This window comes from Dactylosporangium sp. NPDC051087 (assembly GCF_055586325.1).
This window is the reverse complement of record NZ_JBVJIJ010000022.1, coordinates 164,408-180,146: the sequence shown is the minus strand read 5'-3', so window position 1 is coordinate 180,146 and position 15,739 is coordinate 164,408. Positions and strand designations below refer to the sequence as shown.

Here is a 15,739-nt window from a genome sequence, read left to right as displayed (position 1 = left end):
CCGTCGGACGGGCCGGATCGCTGGCTATGCTCCGCCGGTGTCGACCATGCGACTCATGGTGCTCGGCCTGGTGTCATCGCTCCAGCCCGTGCACGGTCATGACATCCGCCGCGGCCTGTTGGCGTACGACGGAAGACCAGCGATGAGCGTCCCCGCGGGATCGGTTTACCACGCACTGCGCAAGCTCACGCAGGAGGGCCTGCTCGAGCCGGTGGAGACGGAGCGCAACGGCGGCCGGCCCGAGCGCACCACCTACCGGACCACCCCGGCCGGGGTGCGCGAGTTCCGGGTGCTGCTGCGGCGGTACTGGTGGCAGTACCAGCTGCCCAGCGACCCGTTCCTGTCGGCGCTGTCGTTCCTGCCGTCGCTGCCCCGCGCCGAGGCGATCCGGGCGCTGCGCACCCGCGCCGGGATCCTCTGGTCGTTCGCCGACCAGCAGCGCCGCGACCTCGACGACGGCGCCGTCGGCCGGCCCGAGCACGTCGACTGGCAGCTGGAGCGGGCCCTGCGGTGGTTCGAGTGCGAGGCGGACTGGTGCATGGAGATCGCCGACCGCATCGAGGACGGGATGGGCGTGCACGACGCCGACCTGCTGCCGGACGCACCCGCCGAGCTCGGCGAAGCGGCACCGGACACACTGGAGGGCACGCGGGCGGGTCATGATCCCCGCCCGCGGCCCCGCCCCGCGACGGGCAACCGCGCAACCGCGCCGGCCTGACCCGCCGCACCAGCCGTCCGCAGCAATCGAGGAGCCGCATGCCTGTCGTCCTGACCAACCGTCCTCCGGGTGGCACCCGGCTGCTCGGGATCGGCGCCTACCGGCCCGACCGAGTGGTGAGCAACGACGAGGTCTGCGGGCCGATCGACTCCTCGGACGAGTGGATCCGGCAACGGTCCGGGATCGTCTCGCGCCGCCACGCGCGGCCGGACGAGACCATCGCGAGCATGGCGGCCGCCGCCGCCAGGGACGCCCTCGCGTTCGCCGGGGTCCCCGCGGAGCGGGTCGACACGGTGATCGTCGCGTCGATGTCCAACCTGCAGCAGTCGCCGCCGATCGCGCCGGAGATCGCGCACCGGGCCGGTGCCGTGGCCGCCGCCGCGCTCGATGTCGGCGCCGCCTGCTCCGGGTTCTGCCACGGTCTCGCCGTCGCCGACGCGCTCGTGCGGGCCGGCACGGCGGGGTACACGCTGGTCATCGGCGCGGAGCGGATGACCGACATCATCGACCCGCGGGACCGCTCCACCGCGTTCCTGTTCGGCGACGGCGCCGGTGCGGTGCTCCTCGGCCCCGCCACCAGTCCGGGCATCGGGCCGGTCGTCTGGGGTTCCGACGGCGCCCGCAGCGGTCTCATCGCGCACACCGACTCGTGGCTCGCGGTCCGTGACAAGCCCGACTACTGGCCGACGATGCGGATGGCCGGGCAGGAGGTGTTCCGCTGGGCGATCCAGCAGGTGGCGCCGACCGCCCGCGCCGCCGTCGACGCGGCCGGGCTCGACGTGACCGACCTGGTCGCGTTCGTGCCGCACCAGGCCAACCTGCGCATCATCGACAAGCTCGCGTCCGCGCTGAAGCTGCCCGGCTCCGTGCGGGTCGCCCGGGACGTCGTGTTGACCGGCAACACGTCGGCGGCGTCGATCCCGCTCGCGCTGCACGCCATGCTGACCGGCGACGCGCCCCCACCGGCAGGGCCCGCCCTGCTGACCGGCTTCGGCGCCGGGCTGTCCTACGCGGCCCTCGTCGTCGAACTGCCCTCCTGACCCCCCGGCACCTCACATTGTCGGTCCCCTCCCAAGGAGATTGCATGACCAGACGACTGTTCACGTCCGAGTCGGTCACCGAAGGTCACCCGGACAAGATCGCCGACCAGATCAGCGACGGCGTCCTCGACGCGCTGCTCGCCCAGGACCCGCACAGCCGGGTCGCGGTCGAGACCCTCATCACCACCGGCCAGGTCCACCTCGCGGGTGAGGTGACCACGTCCGGGTACGCCGACATCCCGGCGATCGTGCGGGACGTCATCCTCGGCATCGGCTACGACTCGTCCGTGAAGGGCTTCGACGGCGCCTCCTGCGGCGTCAGCGTGTCCCTGGACGCGCAGTCGCCCGACATCGCGCAGGGCGTCGACACGGCCCTGGAGCGGCGGACCGGCGACGCCGCCGACGAGCTCGACGGGCAGGGCGCCGGCGACCAGGGCATGATGTTCGGCTTCGCGTGCACGGAGACGCCGGAGCTGATGCCGCTGCCGATCGCCCTGGCGCACCGGCTCGCCCGGCGGCTGGCCGCGGTGCGCAAGGACGGCACCATGCCGTACCTGCGGCCCGACGGCAAGACCCAGGTCACCGTCGAATACGACGGGCACCGGCCGGTCCGGGTCGACACGATCGTGGTGTCCACCCAGCACGCCGGCGACGTCGACCTCGACGGGCTGCTCACCCCGGAGATCAAGGCCAACGTCGTCGACCCGGAGCTGCGGGCGCTGGGCCTGGAGCACGAGGGCTACCGCCTGCTGGTCAACCCGACCGGCCGCTTCGAGGTCGGCGGTCCGATGGGCGACGCCGGCCTGACCGGCCGCAAGATCATCGTCGACACCTACGGCGGTTACGCCCGGCACGGCGGCGGCGCGTTCTCCGGCAAGGACCCGTCGAAGGTCGACCGGTCCGCGGCGTACGCGATGCGCTGGGTCGCCAAGAACGTGGTGGCCGCCGGGCTGGCCGAGCGGTGCGAGGTGCAGGTCGCCTACGCCATCGGCACCGCCCAGCCGGTGAGCACGTTCGTGGAGACGTTCGGCACCGAGACCGTCCCGGTCGAGCGGATCGAGGCCGCCATCCGGCAGGTGTTCGACCTGCGGCCGGCCGCGATCGTGCGGGACCTGGACCTGCTGCGGCCGATCTACCGTGAGTCCGCCGCCTACGGGCACTTCGGCCGGGAGCTGCCGCAGTTCACGTGGGAGAGCACCGAGCGGGCCGACGCGCTGAAGGCGGCCGCCACGTCTTGAGGGTCTGGTGCTTTCACCAGAAGGCACCACCCGTACGTGCGCACACTGTAGCCGTGTGTGGCGGGCGTCAGGCACACTGCGTTCATGGGTCGCAGCGAGACACGTCGATTCCTGACCGTTGCCCTGTGCTTGGCGCTCGCCGCCACCTCCGCCTGCACCCCCGAGAAGGGTGAGGCGACCACCGGCGTCCCGGCGTATGCGAAGCCACCACGGAGTTTCGCCGACGTGCTCGACCAGTCCGGCGACCGGCCGGTCAAGGCCGACGAGCACAGCCTGTCGGTCTCGCAGCGCTCGACGTCCTCGCGCGTCACCGACGACCTCGGCCAGGGCCTCGTCCTGCGCGACGGCGGTGTCACGCTCACCGCCCGCAGCACGGGGAAGGGCAGCGGCGGCACCGCGGCCAAGGGCGTCGTCGTCTTCCGCGACGCCGTCGCCGGCACCGACGTCGCCGAGCAGCTCCTCGCCCCGGACGCCGCGCGCATCTTCTACGTCGTGAAGGACGCGAGCGCGCCGACGTCGTTCGACACCACCGTCTCCGGCGCCACCGCGCAGCTCGCCCACGGCGGCGTCGTGCTGCGCTCGAAGGACAAGACCGTCGGCGCGGTCCCGCCGTCGTGGGCGTACGACGCCAAGGGCAAGCTCGTCCCGTCGCACTACGAGGTGCACGGCGGCACCGTCCGCCTGGTCGTCGAGCACCGGGCCGCCGGGGTCGCCTACCCGGTCGTCGCCGACCCGCCGTTCATGCTCGGCGCGGGCGGCCGGCTCGTCGGCGCACAGCTGCTCGGCGGGGTCTTCGAGTGGGTGGCGCTCGCCGCGATCACCTGGGGCGTGGTCAAGTTCGACTCCAACGGCTGCCTGACGCTGAGCACGTTCGCGTCGTGCGCACTGCACCCGCTGCAGCACGACTGGAGCAACAAGGCCGCGCCGAAGGCGTCGCAGTTCGACGCGAAGATGCCCGGCCTCAAGGGCAGCCGGCTGCCGGACGCGCAGACCAGGCTCAACCAGCTCGGCCTGCGCAACGTGCACCTCGTCGACGACACCGGCCAGGACCGCAGGGTCCTCGACCCGAAGAACTGGGTCGTCGCGTCGCAGACGCCCGCCGAGGGCACCACCGTGCACGCCAACACCGAGCTCACCCTGCGGGTGCGCAAGCCGTCGGACGGCGAGGGCGGCGCCGGGGACAGCGGGACGGTGCCCGACGTCATGTGCATGAACCTGCAGGAGGCGCAGGACAAGCTCAAGGCCGCCGGCTACCCCAGCGACTCCAAGGACCACACGTCGCAGGGGCGGCGGCAGGTCCTGGACCGCAACTGGCTGGTCGTGGCGCAGTCCCCCAAGGCCGGGACGGCCGCCGCGAAGGACACCCGGGTCACCGTGGAGGTCGTCAAGTACGGCGAACCGACCGGTTCGTCGGGCTGCAAGAGCTGAGGCGTCAGCGGGTCGCGTAGAGCAGGTGCAGGTCGGTCCCCCGGTACTCCGGCAGCTGCACCGTCGTGGTCCGCAGCCCGTTCGCGGCGAACAGCTTCTCCACCTGGGCCAGGTCACCGGCCACCTCGACGACGGCGTTGCGCACCAGGCCCCAGGTCGCGTCGTCGATGCCGCGCAGCATGGCCAGCTCGGCGCCCTCGATGTCGATCTTCAGCAGGTCGATGCGGGTGAGCCCGTGCGCCGCCACGACGCCGGGCAGCGTGTCGACCCGGCAGTCGACGAGCCGCTGCTCGAAGCGGCCGTCGAGCATCTCGTCGAGCCGGCCGAGCACCACCGCGCGCAGCTCGGGCTCCAGGTCGGCGGAGGTGTTCTCGACATAGGTGCGCACCAGCGCCCGGTCCGCCTCAGGTTCGGCGTCGATGCCGCTCATCATCGTGTACTGCGGGTAGTAGCGCAGCTGGGTGTGGTGCGGGTACTCGCCGAGCGCGACCCGGTGGGGCCAGACGCTGGGCACCGTGGCCGCGTTGCGCCGCAGCACCTCGAACACCTCCGGCGCCGGCTCGAACGCGTGCACGGTCGCGCCCGGCCAGCGGTCGGCGGCGAAGAGGCTGAACAGCCCGATGTTCGCGCCGGCGTCCACGACGACCGGGGCGGCGGGCAGGTCGAAGCCGTCCGGGTGCAGGTAGACCTGGTCGGTGAAGATCTCCCGGTACAGGTAGTCGGTCTCGCTGCGGTTGAGGCTCCAGACCGTCCTGCCGTCCGGCAATCGCATGCTGTGCGTCGTCATCCTGCAAGACTCCCCGCAGAACTCTGGTGGGATCACCAGGCTCTGCGGGGAATCTTGATCGCCGTCAGCAGGGGCCGTTGCAGGCCAGGACCTTGAGGCGGTCCAGCGCGCCGTTCCACTGGTTGGAGTCGCCGGCGAACGGGCCGGTGCTGGAGTACTGCCAGAACGACCACGTCGGCGCGCCGGCCGGCAGGGTGCCGGGGCTGCTGCTGTACCGGGCGAGCCACAGCGGCGAGTTGGCCCAGAAGCCGCTGTAGTTGCCGGTGCAGGTCACCCACCAGTCGGTGGTGGTGTAGATGGTCGCCCAGCGGCCGGTGCGGGTGTGGTACTGGTTCAGGAACGCCCGGATCCAGCTGACCATGCTCGCCTGGGACAGCCCGTAGCAGGTCGCGCCGTAGGGGTTGTACTCGATGTCCAGGGCGCCGGGCAGGGTCTTGCCGTCCTTGGACCAGCCGCCGCCGTGCGCGACGAAGTAGTCGGCCTGTGCGGCGCCGCCGCCACCGTTCGGGATCGCGAAGTGGTACGCGCCCCGGATCATGCCGACGTTGTAGGAGCCGTTGTACTGCTGGGCGAAGTAGGGGTTGGTGTAGTAGGTGCCCTCGGTCGCCTTGATGTACGCGAACCGTGAGCCGGCGCTCCACTGCGCCGACCAGTTGACGTTGCCCTGGTGGCCCGAGACGTCCTGGCCGTAGGTCACGGTGGCGGCCGAGGCGGGGCTGCCGGTGAGGGCGGTAGCGACCAGGGCGGTGGCCAGGGTCAGCGCCGCCAGTGCGCCGAGTCGTCGGATGGACACGGTGCCTCCTTGCTCCGGGGAGGGGGTTGTGGCATTTAGCTTCGCCGATTAGCTCACGGGTGTCGGAAACTTTCAATAGGTATCCGTCGAACTCCGCGAGAAATTTGCAGTGACTCAGATCGATAGACAGACGCCGCTGAGCAGGTGTAATGTGCCGCGCTGCAGGAAGTTTACGAACCTCAATGGAAGCGGTAACTTAGCACCGGGAGCTCGCATGGCTCGTCTCACCCGTCGCGGCGCCCTGCGCGGCGCCGTCCTGCTCGGCGGCGCCGCGGCGCTGCTCGCCAGCACCGACGCCGCCTTCGCCGCCGTCGAACAGCCCTCGATCGCCAGCTGCGGCGCATGGGGTGCCCGCCCGCCGTCCGGCGCGCTCACCATCGTCCAGCACAAGCCCAACAAGATCGTGGTGCACCACACCGCCCTGGCCAACTCCAACGACTTCTCGCAGGCACACGCCTTCGCCGACTCCCGCGAGATCCAGAACCTGCACATGGACGGCAACGGCTGGATCGACAGCGGGCAGCACTTCACCAACAGCCGCGGCGGCTGGCTCACCGAGGGCCGGCACGGCAGCCTGTACGCGCTGCTGCACAGCCAGACCATGGTCCAGGGCGCGCACTGCGTCGGCCAGAACGACCAGGCCATCGGCATCGAGAACGAGGGCACCTACCTCACCGAGCAGCCGCCCGCCGCGCAGTGGAACAGCCTCGTCGCGTTCTGCGCCTTCACCTGCCGGCAGTACGGCATCCCGGCCACCGAGATCTACGGCCACAAGGACTTCAACAACACCCAGTGCCCGGGCCTGCTGCACGACCGGCTCCCGGAACTGCGCTCGGCCGTCGCCGCCCGCCTGTCCGCACCGTAGGTGATCGGCTCGTACCCGGACCTGCCGCGCTGCGGGGCCGGCAGCCGGCCGGTCAGCCCGATGAGTACTCGCTGACCACCTCGTCGACGACGCGCGCGGCGGCCGGGTCGCCGCCCGCGTAGACGATCAGCGCCTTCCACAGCGCCCAGCCGTGGCCGCGGGCCCAGGTCCCGGCGTCGACGTCCACCGCCTCGCGGAACGCGGCACGGCTCTCACCGGAGAACAGGGTCCAGGCGATCGCCAGGTCGCAGGCGGGGTCACCGACGCCGCAGGTGCCGAAGTCGATGACCGCCGACAGGGTGCCGTCACGGACGAGGAGGTTGCCGGGCGCCACGTCGCCGTGGAACCACACCGGCGGGCCGTCCCAGGTGGCTCGCAGCGCCGCCTCCCAGATGCCGGTCACCGTGGCACGGGGCACGTGCCCGTCGAGCGCGTCGATCGCCCGGCGGGTCTGTGCGTCGTACACCTGCAGCGGGCCGCCGCGGAACCAGTTGTGCAGGCCGGGTCCGGGGCCGCCGCCCGGCTCCGCGTGCCGCAGCGCGACGAGGAAGCCGGCCAGGTCGGTCGCGAACCGGGTCAGGTCGGCGATGCCGTCCGGCCCGGCGGGCTGCCCGGGAATCCACTCGTAGACCGACCACTGGAAGCGGAACCCGGCCGCCGGCTCGCCGAGCGCCACCGGGGCCGGGATGGGCAGCGGCACCTGCGGTGCGAGCACTCCCAGCCAGCGGTGTTCCTTGTGGACGGCCTGCGCGTACTCCGCGGCGGTCGGCAGCCGCACCGACAGGTGCTCGCCGAGCCGGAACGTCTGGTTGTCCCAGCCGCTACGGTCGACGGGCCGCACCGGCAGCCGCGCCCACCGCGGGAACTGCCCGGCCACCAGCCGCCGCACGAGCCCGACGTCGACGAGCCGCCGATCCGGCACCGGAATGTCCACACCGCAACGTCGCACCGCCGGCGCCTCGCCGGCAACCGATTTTGGTTCGCCGGACGGCGGCCGGGTACACGTGCGGTCATGCCGACCCTCCGCGCGCTCGTGCTCGTGTGTTCGTTGAAGAGGTCCCCCGCGCCGTCGAGCTCCGAGCAACTGGGCCGGGAGGTGCTGGCCGCGCTCGCCGACCACGACGTGGACGGCGAGGTGATCCGGGTCGCCGACCACGACGTCCGGTTCGGCGTCTCGACCGACGAGGGCGATGGCGACGCCTGGCCGCGGATCCGCGCGAAGCTCCTCGACGCGCACATCCTCGTCGTCGCCACCCCGATCTGGATGGGTCAGCCGGCGTCGGTGTGCAAGGTGGTCCTCGAGCGCCTGGACGCCGAGCTGTCCGAGACCGACGGGCAGGGCCGGCTGCTGACGTACGGCAAGGTCGCCGTGGTCGCGGTCGTCGGCAACGAGGACGGCGCCCACCACGTGACCGCCGAGGTGTTCCAGGCCCTCAACGACGTCGGTTTCACCATCCCCGCGGCCGGCGGCACGTACTGGGTCGGCGAGGCGATGCGGAAGGTCGACTACAACGACGCCGGCCCGAAGCCCGACACCACGGGCGCCGCGACGAAGACCCTCGCCGCGAACGCCGCCCACCTGGCCCGGCTGCTCGACGCTTCCCCGTACGAACCGTCGAACTGACACCGGCGGCCCGAACCCGGCGGTGTCCGCGCCCGTCCGCATAGGATCGGGGTGATCGACGTTTCGGGGACCGGGGGTGGGGACGGATGCAGTACGTGCGGCTGGGCGGGACAGGGCTGAAGGTCTCGAGGATCTGTCTCGGGATGATGAGCTTCGGCGACCCCGGCAAGGGCAGCGACTGGGTGCTCACCGAGGACGCCGCCGAGCCGCTCGTGCGGCGGGCCGCCGACGCCGGGGTCACGTTCTTCGACACCGCCGACATGTACTCCGGCGGCACGAGCGAGGAGGTGACCGGGCGGGTCCTGGGCAGGATCTTCCCGCGCCGGGACGACTACGTGCTCGCCACGAAGGTGTACTTCCCGATGGGCGCCGGACCGAACGACCGCGGGCTGTCGCGCAAGCACATCCTGGCCGCCGTCGACGCGTCGCTGCGCCGGCTCGGGACCGACCACGTGGACCTGTACCAGATCCACCGGTGGGACGACGGGACGCCCGTCGAGGAGACGATGGAGGCCCTGCACGACGTGGTCCGCGCCGGCAAGGCCCGCTACATCGGCGCGTCCAGCATGGCCGCCTGGCAGTTCGCGAAGGCGCAGCACACCGCCGCCGGGCACGGGTGGACCCGGTTCGCCTCGATGCAGAACCACTACAACCTGCTCTACCGCGAGGAGGAGCGGGAGATGCTGCCCCTGTGCCGTGACCAGGGCGTCGGCGTCATCCCGTGGAGCCCGCTCGCACGGGGGCTGATCGCCCGCGCCGGGTCGGCGGGGACCGGCACGGCCCGCGCGAGCGGCGACGACGCCGGCCGTCAGGCGTCGCTGTACGGGCGCGGCGACGAGCGGATCCTGGGCCGGGTGGCCGAGGTCGCCGCGGAGCTGGACCTGCCGCCGGCGCAGGTCGGCCTGGCCTGGCTGCTGAGCCGGCCGGGGGTGACCGCGCCGATCGTCGGTGCCACCACGCAGCGGCACGTCCTCGACGCGGTCGCCGCGGTGGACGTACGGCTCACCGACCGGCAGGTCGCCCACCTCGAGGAGCCGTACCAGCCGCAGGTCATCCGGATGTGAGACGCCACAGGTGGTCGGCGGTGCCGTTGTCGTCCCACTGGGTGACCTGGCCGCCGTCCTGCAGCGACATGCCGTCGACGGCCAGGACCTTGCCGCTGTGCCGGTTCTGCAGCACGAACCAGCCGTCGCCGCGGTCGATGCGGCGCCACAGGTGATCGGCGGTGCCGTTGTCGTCCCACTGCGTCGCCCAGGCCCCGTTGGCCTGTGACATGCCGGAGACCGCGAGGACCTTGCCGCTGTGCTGCACCTGCAGCCGGGACCAGCCGTCGCCGTTGTCGACGAAGCGCCACTGCTGGTTGCCGCCGCCGGTGGCGTGCCACTGCCACACCCGCGCGCCGGGCGCCTGCGACACCTCCGACACGTCCAGGACCTTCCCCGAGTGCCGGTTGACCAGGGCCGACCAGCCACCGCCGGTGTCGGTGAGCCCTTCCGGGAAGGCGGCGTGGTCCTTGTACGCGGCGATGTAGCGCGCCGTCCAGCGGTGGTACCGGTCGCCGTTGCCGCCCACCTGCCCGGGGTCCTGCGGCTCCAGGTCGCGGCTGTAGGCGGAGTCGTAGTTGTCGACGAACCGGGTGTTGCCGCTGCCGTCCAGGAACCGCTGCGCGATCCACTCGTTCCACCAGGTCAGGATCGTCACCTTCGGCCGCACCTGGAACGCCCGCCGCCACTGCTCCTGCAGCGTCACGCCGCCGCGGCGGCCGATCGCGGTGGCCGGGTCCGACATGTACGACCGCTGCAGCGCGGTGCACACGGCCAGCTGCTCGGCGGTCCCGCCGTCCATCGCCACCTGCTGCGGGTAGGCCTGCAGGAACGACCACTCGCGCTGCGGCAGGCTGCCCTGCAGTCCCCACATCTTGCGCAGCGTGAAGCGGTCGGCGACCTGCTGCGGCAGCGTCTCGGTGAAGAGCAGCAGGGGTCTGCCCTGGTACCAGGCGAAGAGGTGGTCGTTGGCGTGCGAGGCGTAGTACCGGTCCCAGACGAACCGGGCCACCGCGGACGCGTCGCCGGAGCTGGCCCAGCTGCCGACCCAGAACACGACGTGCGGGGTGCGCCGGCCGGCGCCGCGGGCCACCCGCATCTGGTCGAGCAGGACGTCGACCGGGTGCGTGAACAGGGTGTCGTAGCCGCCGTAGCCGCTGCAGTTGGTGGCGTCCACCACGATGAAGTCGACCCGGGCGTCGCTGAGCTGCTGGAAGTGCCGGTCCAGCACGGCCCGGTCGTCGCTGCGGTAGTACCCGCCGGCGGGCCGCCCCCAGTGGTGCCACCACGGCACCGGCCCCCACTGCGGCGGCTGCCCGCTCGCCGCCGCCTGCCGCAGGATGTCGGTGTTGTCGTAGATGGGCTGCCCGACACCGACGGCGAGACCGAGCCACACCGAGTAGCACATGCCGACGGCGTCGGGCGTGCTGTCCAGGTTCAGCGGCCGGGTCATCTCCGGCAACGGTGCCGCCGCGGCCGCTGTACCGGCACCGAGCGCGGCAACGGTCGGCACGGCGAGCGCACCGGCCCGGACGACGGTCCTGCGGGGCAGTCCACGCACGGTTCCTCCAAAAAGCAGCAGGACACAGCGGTCACGACTGAGCGGTCACGACGGTCACGGCAGGCGGAACACCTGCGGCGGCAGGTGGTTGCAGTCCCAGATCTGCAGCCGCACCCCGGGGCGGGTGTCGCCGCCCGGCACGTCCAGACACCGGCCGGAGGCCGGGTTGCGCAGGCTGCCGTCCGGCTGCGGCACCCACTGCTGCATGGGCCCGCCCCAGCAGTCCCACAGCTGCACCGGCGTCCCCCGCCGGGTGCCCCAGTCGGTCGCGCGGGTCGAGACGACGTCCAGGCATCTGCCCAGCGCGCGGACCGTCCGGTCACTGTGGACGGTCCACCGCTGCGCCGCGGTGCCGTTGCAGGGCCACAGGATCACCGGCGTGCCGTTGGCGGAGACGCCGCCGGCCGCGTCTACGCACCTGCCGCCGGGGGCGCCGATCGTCCCGGTGCGGGTCTGGTGCTTGAAGTCGCCGACCTCGTCGAGGGTGATGACGTTCGGGTCGGCGTAGACACGGCGCAGGAAGTCCAGGGAGTTGGACTGCCCGTCGGTGAGGAAGCCGCCGCCCCACGTGACGAACCAGCTCCAGTCCGCGCGGTACGCCCGGGTCAGCGCCGGGTCCGGGATCGAGCCGACCTCACCGAGGGCGACGAGCTTGCGGTCGCCGCCGAGGGCGCGCAGCCGGTCGTAGGTGCCGCTGACCGGGCCGTGGTCACCCGCCTGCGGGTAGGAGTCGAAGCTGACCACGTCGACGACGTCGTCGCCCGGGTACCAGTCCGGCGACACCGAGTTCCACACCCAGATCAGGTTGTGCAGCCCGTGCTGGCGGGTCAGCCGGTCGTACATCAGCCGCCACAGCTGCTTCGCCGGGCCCGGTCCTTTCGCGCCCCACCAGAACCAGCCGCCCTCCGCCTCGTGCAGCGGCCGCCACAGGACCGGGATGCCGGCCTGCTGCAGGCGCAGCAGCTGCGCGGCGATGGCGTCGATGTCCCGCAGCAGCAGCCGGTGGTCGGCCCCCGCGGGGTCGGCGAGCGCGGCGGCGACGTCGAACGTGGTCGCGTCGGTGTAGAAGCCCCGCCACCATTCCTTGCCCGGCTGGTCGATCAGGCCGCTCGGCGCGTTCCAGTGCCAGACGAGCGTGGTGATGCCGCCCCGGGCGTCCCAGGCGAGGGCCTCCTCGACGGCCTGGGAGGTGGCGCCGCGCTCGGTGCGGCTGGGCGAGTAGTCCATCAGGTCGAGCCCGGCGATGGCGGGCGCCTTGCCGACGTTGGCCTCCAGCCACTGCACGCCGGCCATGTCCTGCTGCCCGGAGAGCAGGTCCCGGCCGTAGTGCCCGGCGAGGTAGCCCATCAGCGAGCGGGCCTCGGCGGTCGCGGCCGGATCGGTGAGCGCGCCGGTCACCTGGTGCGGCGCCGGCGGCGGGGCCGGGGTGAGCTGGACGGCGTCGATCTCGTACCAGCCCCAGTTGCTCTGCAGCGCCACGGTGTTGTCGCCGGCCGCGAGCAGGACCCGGCCGGCGCTCGCCCCGGCGAACGTCTCGGTCCCCGGCAGCAGCAGGTCCCCGGCGGGCGCGCCGTTGAGCAGCAGGCGGGTCTGTTTGTCCCCGAACGGCGACCGGTACCGCACGGTCAGGTCGAACAGCCCGCCCGCCCCGCCCGGGACGGTGATGGTGACGGTGTCGGCCGGGTCGTCGAAGCCGGTGACGTACCCGCTGCCGGAGTACCCCGCCACGGCGTTCGTGACGGCGACCCCTTGCAGGACACCGGTCTCCGCCTCGTACGTGCTCGTGGCCGCCACCGCGACCGCGACGGCGGGCGGGACGGCCACGAGACTGGGCAGCAGGACGGCGGCGGCGAGCAGTGTCCACAACGGACGGCGCATGGAACGACCCCCAAAATCGATCGGAGTCGAACTTTATGAGCCATATTCCAACATGGTCAAGGTCACCGCCGGAACGTTTCGAAACCCGGCGCGCCCCCGTGAAAGTTACATCGATCAATCTCAGGAGCAGCGGCTCACTTGTCCACGTAGTCCTCGTCCTTCTCCTGCAGCATCACGTCGTTCTCGTCCTCGCTGACCTCCACATGGCCGCCGCCCTGCAGCTCGCTGAGGTCGATCACCCCGTCGGCGTCGGAGTAGTCCTCCTCGTCGTCCACGTCGTCGACGAAGACATACGCGGGCTCAGCGTTCTGGCGCCGCCGCTCCGCCTGGTCGAACCGCTGCTGATGCAGGTTGTCCGCCGGGGTCCACTGCGGCGCGGCCTGGAAGAACTCGTTGGCCTTGTAGTCGTCGCCGCCGGCCGACAGCCACACGTCGCGGATGTCGTTCGGGCACAGCTCCACCTGCCGGTTCCCGGCACCGGGCAGGATCGTCAGCTGGTACGCCTCGTTGCGGGTGCTCGGCGAGCGGTACGTGTAGATCAGCGGCCGGCGCCCGGCGTGGGCGAGGTCGTTGCCGATCAGGTTCGCGTAGGCGACGATCAGCCCGGGATTGGCGAAGTTGCACATGATGACGGTGGTGCCCTGCCGGACCAGCTGCAGGGCGGTGTTGACGATGCTCGTCTGAAACCCGGGGCCGTCGCCGCCCGGCGTGCCGTAGGTGTTGGCCGCGATCGTGCCGTACTGCTCCGGGCGGGGCTCGCCGTCGCCGGGAATCTCCAGGCTGAACTGCGGGAACGGGCAGTCCATGAAGACGATGTCCTGCCGGGTCGCGCTCGCGCAGGTGACCTGGAAGTCGCGGTGCTCGACGTCGAGGTCGATCTGCTCCACCACGTCCAGCATCGCGGCGAGCGTCCTGGTCTCCCGCCGCCTGATGTCCAGCGCGCGGTGCACCGCGTCCGGCCGGAGGTTGGCGACGAGCCCGCCGTTCGGGGCGAGCTTCGTGCCCCGGGTGCAGCGGTTGACCAGCCAGATGTACTTGCACGCGGCCAGCCGGGCACCCTTCGGGTCGGCGGCGTGGTTGAGCATCGCGGCCCGCCCGCTCGTGTTGAGGTCGTGCAGCAGCCGCTGGTAGTTGCCGGGCATGTCCTGGTCCCACATGAAGGACCAGGTGCGGTACAGGCGGGTGAACTTGGCACCGACCTGCTGCATGCCGCGGTACACGCCGACGACGTAGTGGTTCAGGTCGCCACCGACGACGGAGGTGAACAGCGGCATGCCGTGGTTGAACGCGGTGCTCCACTTGCAGGCGTTGAGGAAGACCTGCCCGGAGCCGACGAACGGCTCGATCAGCCGCGGCAGCACCCCCTGGTTGTCGGCGAACTTCGCGCGGGCGACCTTGGCCAGCAGCAGCTGGGTGAAGAACGCCCGGTTGTGCTTGTTGCCGGTGTACGGCGTGAGCCACGCGAACTGCTTCGGGTCCTGGACCAGGATGTTGGTCAGCTTGCCCACGTACGTGGTGTGCCTGCGGAGCAGCTCCTGATAGGGCCGTCCCATCTCGCCGGCGAAGTAGTTGAAGTAGTCCGGCGTGCGGACCGTCCCCTGGTGCAGGGGGGCGAAGGCGGGCACCGGCAGGCCACGCGGCACCGGCCAGTGCTCGGCGTTCGTGCTGAACCCGGCCGGCTGCTGCCCGTGCCGGTACCGTCCGACCCGGCAGGCCCGGCACGGCATTCCCGTCTGGCTCATGGCACCGCTGTAGTACATCTCGTAGCCGCACCGGTCGCAGTAGTAGTTCATGTCGCCCGCTCCCCCTCCGCGCCGGTGGCTCCGGCTCCCGGGATGCAGACGTCCCGGGCCGCCGCCTGATGCGGACAGTCGGATTCCGGACCCGGCCCGCCTGACACCACGGTCCGGCGGGTCAGCGGGTCAGCGGGACCGGGCCGGGGCCGCCATGATCGAAGGTCAGCGGACGACGGGGAGGTCGCGGTGGCGGCGTTTGTCGAGATCGACGGGGTGCGGACCTGGTACGAGGAGCGCGGCGAAGGCGAGCCGGTGGTGCTGCTGCACGGCGGGATCGTCGACACCCGCTGCTTCGACGGCAACCTGGCCGCCCTCGCCGGATCGTTCCACTGCTACCTGCCCGAGCGGCGCGGGCACGGGCACACCGCCGACCCGGGCGGTCCGCTCAGCCCGCAGGTGATGGCGCGGGACACGGTCGCGTTCCTGGAGCGCGTCACGCCCCACCCCGTGGCGCTGGTCGGCTACAGCGCGGGCGCCGTGGTCGCGCTGCTCGCCGCCCTCGCCAGGCCGGACCTGGTGTCCCGGCTGGTGCTGATCAGCGGCGCGTTCCACCAGGACGGCACGCTGCTGCCGCCGGCCTCGCCGGCGGACGTCCCGCAGGTCATCTACGACCAGCACGCCGAGGTGACGCCGGAAGGCCCCGGGCACCTGGTCCGGGTCATCGAGCGGATCGCCGGGTCGGCCCGGGCGGGCGACCTGGCGCTGACCGAGGCCGACCTGCGGCGCGTGCCGTGCCGGACGCTGGTGATGGTCGGCGACGACGACGCGGTGTCGCTGGAGCACACGCTGCGGCTGTACCGCGGGCTGCCGGACGCGGAGCTCGCCGTCGTCCCGGGCGCCTCGCACACGCTGCCGATGGAGAAGCCCGAGCTGTGCACCGGCCTGGTCACGACGTTCCTCGCCGGGCCGCCGGCACCGACGTTCATGCCGATCCGCCGGGCCGCCGCCTCGTGAGCGACGACCCGGCG

The 15,739-nt window shown here is 72.1% G+C and carries 14 protein-coding genes; 8 read left to right on the top strand and 6 right to left on the bottom strand.

All coding sequences use genetic code 11. From position 1 onward, the window contains the following. Positions 1–46: 46 nt before the first annotated feature. From ACZ6TV_RS37080 to ACZ6TV_RS37065, 4 genes are all read left to right on the top strand, one after another. Positions 47–718 carry a PadR family transcriptional regulator gene (locus ACZ6TV_RS37080; RefSeq protein ID WP_465302907.1) on the top strand — a complete coding sequence of 224 codons (672 nt, stop codon included), beginning with the start codon at positions 47–49 and terminating at the stop codon, positions 716–718. Positions 719–756: 38 nt separating this feature from the next. Continuing rightward, entirely contained in the window at positions 757–1,758 is a 1,002-nt protein-coding gene (locus ACZ6TV_RS37075; RefSeq protein WP_465302857.1) for a beta-ketoacyl-ACP synthase 3, read from the top strand. Positions 1,759–1,802: 44 nt separating this feature from the next. After that, entirely contained in the window at positions 1,803–2,996 is a 1,194-nt protein-coding gene (gene metK, locus ACZ6TV_RS37070) for a methionine adenosyltransferase (RefSeq protein ID WP_465302855.1), read from the top strand. 84 nt (positions 2,997–3,080) lie between these two features. Next, positions 3,081–4,424 (top strand): PASTA domain-containing protein, encoded by a 1,344-nt coding sequence (locus ACZ6TV_RS37065; RefSeq protein WP_465302853.1) that lies wholly within the window; start codon positions 3,081–3,083, stop codon positions 4,422–4,424. Between the two features lie 4 nt (positions 4,425–4,428). Here the strand turns inward: ACZ6TV_RS37065 and ACZ6TV_RS37060 are convergent, their stop codons facing one another. Next, positions 4,429–5,196: an FkbM family methyltransferase gene (locus ACZ6TV_RS37060; protein ID WP_465302851.1), complete on the bottom strand. Its 768-nt coding sequence runs from the start codon at positions 5,194–5,196 to the stop codon at positions 4,429–4,431. Between the two features lie 79 nt (positions 5,197–5,275). Continuing rightward, complete coding sequence (locus ACZ6TV_RS37055) at positions 5,276–6,004, bottom strand: lysozyme (protein ID WP_465302849.1); 729 nt, start codon at positions 6,002–6,004, stop codon at positions 5,276–5,278. A gap of 214 nt (positions 6,005–6,218) precedes the next feature. Between ACZ6TV_RS37055 and ACZ6TV_RS37050 the strand changes: the two genes are divergently transcribed. Further along, entirely contained in the window at positions 6,219–6,869 is a 651-nt protein-coding gene (locus ACZ6TV_RS37050) for a peptidoglycan recognition protein family protein (protein WP_465302847.1), read from the top strand. A 52-nt stretch (positions 6,870–6,921) separates the two neighbouring features. On the opposite strand, the gene ACZ6TV_RS37045 is transcribed toward ACZ6TV_RS37050, so the two are convergent. Beyond that, on the bottom strand, positions 6,922–7,803 hold the full coding sequence (locus tag ACZ6TV_RS37045; RefSeq protein ID WP_465302845.1) for an aminoglycoside phosphotransferase family protein: 882 nt from the start codon (positions 7,801–7,803) through the stop codon (positions 6,922–6,924). Positions 7,804–7,881: 78 nt separating this feature from the next. Here ACZ6TV_RS37045 and ACZ6TV_RS37040 point away from each other — a divergent pair, with 78 nt between their 5' ends. Together ACZ6TV_RS37040 and ACZ6TV_RS37035 are read left to right on the top strand one after the other, a co-directional pair. Continuing rightward, positions 7,882–8,493: a flavodoxin family protein gene (locus tag ACZ6TV_RS37040; RefSeq protein ID WP_465302843.1), complete on the top strand. Its 612-nt coding sequence runs from the start codon at positions 7,882–7,884 to the stop codon at positions 8,491–8,493. Between the two features lie 86 nt (positions 8,494–8,579). Then, complete coding sequence (locus ACZ6TV_RS37035) at positions 8,580–9,557, top strand: aldo/keto reductase (RefSeq protein WP_465302841.1); 978 nt, start codon at positions 8,580–8,582, stop codon at positions 9,555–9,557. On the opposite strand, the gene ACZ6TV_RS37030 is transcribed toward ACZ6TV_RS37035, so the two are convergent. The 3 genes from ACZ6TV_RS37030 to ACZ6TV_RS37020 all read right to left on the bottom strand — a co-directional run bounded on the left by ACZ6TV_RS37030 (position 9,544) and on the right by ACZ6TV_RS37020 (position 14,768). Further along, positions 9,544–11,097, bottom strand: a complete 1,554-nt coding sequence (locus ACZ6TV_RS37030; protein WP_465302839.1) for an RICIN domain-containing protein — start codon at positions 11,095–11,097, stop codon at positions 9,544–9,546. The two genes, ACZ6TV_RS37035 and ACZ6TV_RS37030, sit on opposite strands and share 14 nt — an antisense overlap. Positions 11,098–11,151: 54 nt before the next feature. Then, positions 11,152–12,975: a glycosyl hydrolase gene (locus ACZ6TV_RS37025; RefSeq protein WP_465302837.1), complete on the bottom strand. Its 1,824-nt coding sequence runs from the start codon at positions 12,973–12,975 to the stop codon at positions 11,152–11,154. A gap of 134 nt (positions 12,976–13,109) precedes the next feature. After that, complete coding sequence (locus ACZ6TV_RS37020) at positions 13,110–14,768, bottom strand: hypothetical protein (RefSeq protein WP_465302835.1); 1,659 nt, start codon at positions 14,766–14,768, stop codon at positions 13,110–13,112. Between the two features lie 189 nt (positions 14,769–14,957). Between ACZ6TV_RS37020 and ACZ6TV_RS37015 the strand changes: the two genes are divergently transcribed. Further along, the gene (locus tag ACZ6TV_RS37015) at positions 14,958–15,725 is read left to right on the top strand and encodes an alpha/beta fold hydrolase (protein WP_465302833.1); all 768 of its coding nucleotides are present in this window, start codon (positions 14,958–14,960) and stop codon (positions 15,723–15,725) included. Positions 15,726–15,739: the final 14 nt, after the last annotated feature.

Excerpts from the sequence above, each read along its gene's own strand:
- metK (WP_465302855.1), top strand. The coding sequence starts at position 1,803 with ATGACCAGACGACTGTTCACGTCCGAGTCGGTCACCGAAGGTCACCCG.
- ACZ6TV_RS37080 (WP_465302907.1), top strand. The coding sequence starts at position 47 with ATGCGACTCATGGTGCTCGGCCTGGTGTCATCGCTCCAGCCCGTGCAC.
- ACZ6TV_RS37025 (WP_465302837.1), bottom strand. The coding sequence starts at position 12,975 with ATGCGCCGTCCGTTGTGGACACTGCTCGCCGCCGCCGTCCTGCTGCCC.
- ACZ6TV_RS37050 (WP_465302847.1), top strand. The coding sequence starts at position 6,219 with ATGGCTCGTCTCACCCGTCGCGGCGCCCTGCGCGGCGCCGTCCTGCTC.
- ACZ6TV_RS37020 (WP_465302835.1), bottom strand. The coding sequence starts at position 14,768 with ATGAACTACTACTGCGACCGGTGCGGCTACGAGATGTACTACAGCGGT.
- ACZ6TV_RS37060 (WP_465302851.1), bottom strand. The coding sequence starts at position 5,196 with ATGCGATTGCCGGACGGCAGGACGGTCTGGAGCCTCAACCGCAGCGAG.
- ACZ6TV_RS37065 (WP_465302853.1), top strand. The coding sequence starts at position 3,081 with ATGGGTCGCAGCGAGACACGTCGATTCCTGACCGTTGCCCTGTGCTTG.
- ACZ6TV_RS37075 (WP_465302857.1), top strand. The coding sequence starts at position 757 with ATGCCTGTCGTCCTGACCAACCGTCCTCCGGGTGGCACCCGGCTGCTC.
- ACZ6TV_RS37035 (WP_465302841.1), top strand. The coding sequence starts at position 8,580 with ATGCAGTACGTGCGGCTGGGCGGGACAGGGCTGAAGGTCTCGAGGATC.
- ACZ6TV_RS37040 (WP_465302843.1), top strand. The coding sequence starts at position 7,882 with ATGCCGACCCTCCGCGCGCTCGTGCTCGTGTGTTCGTTGAAGAGGTCC.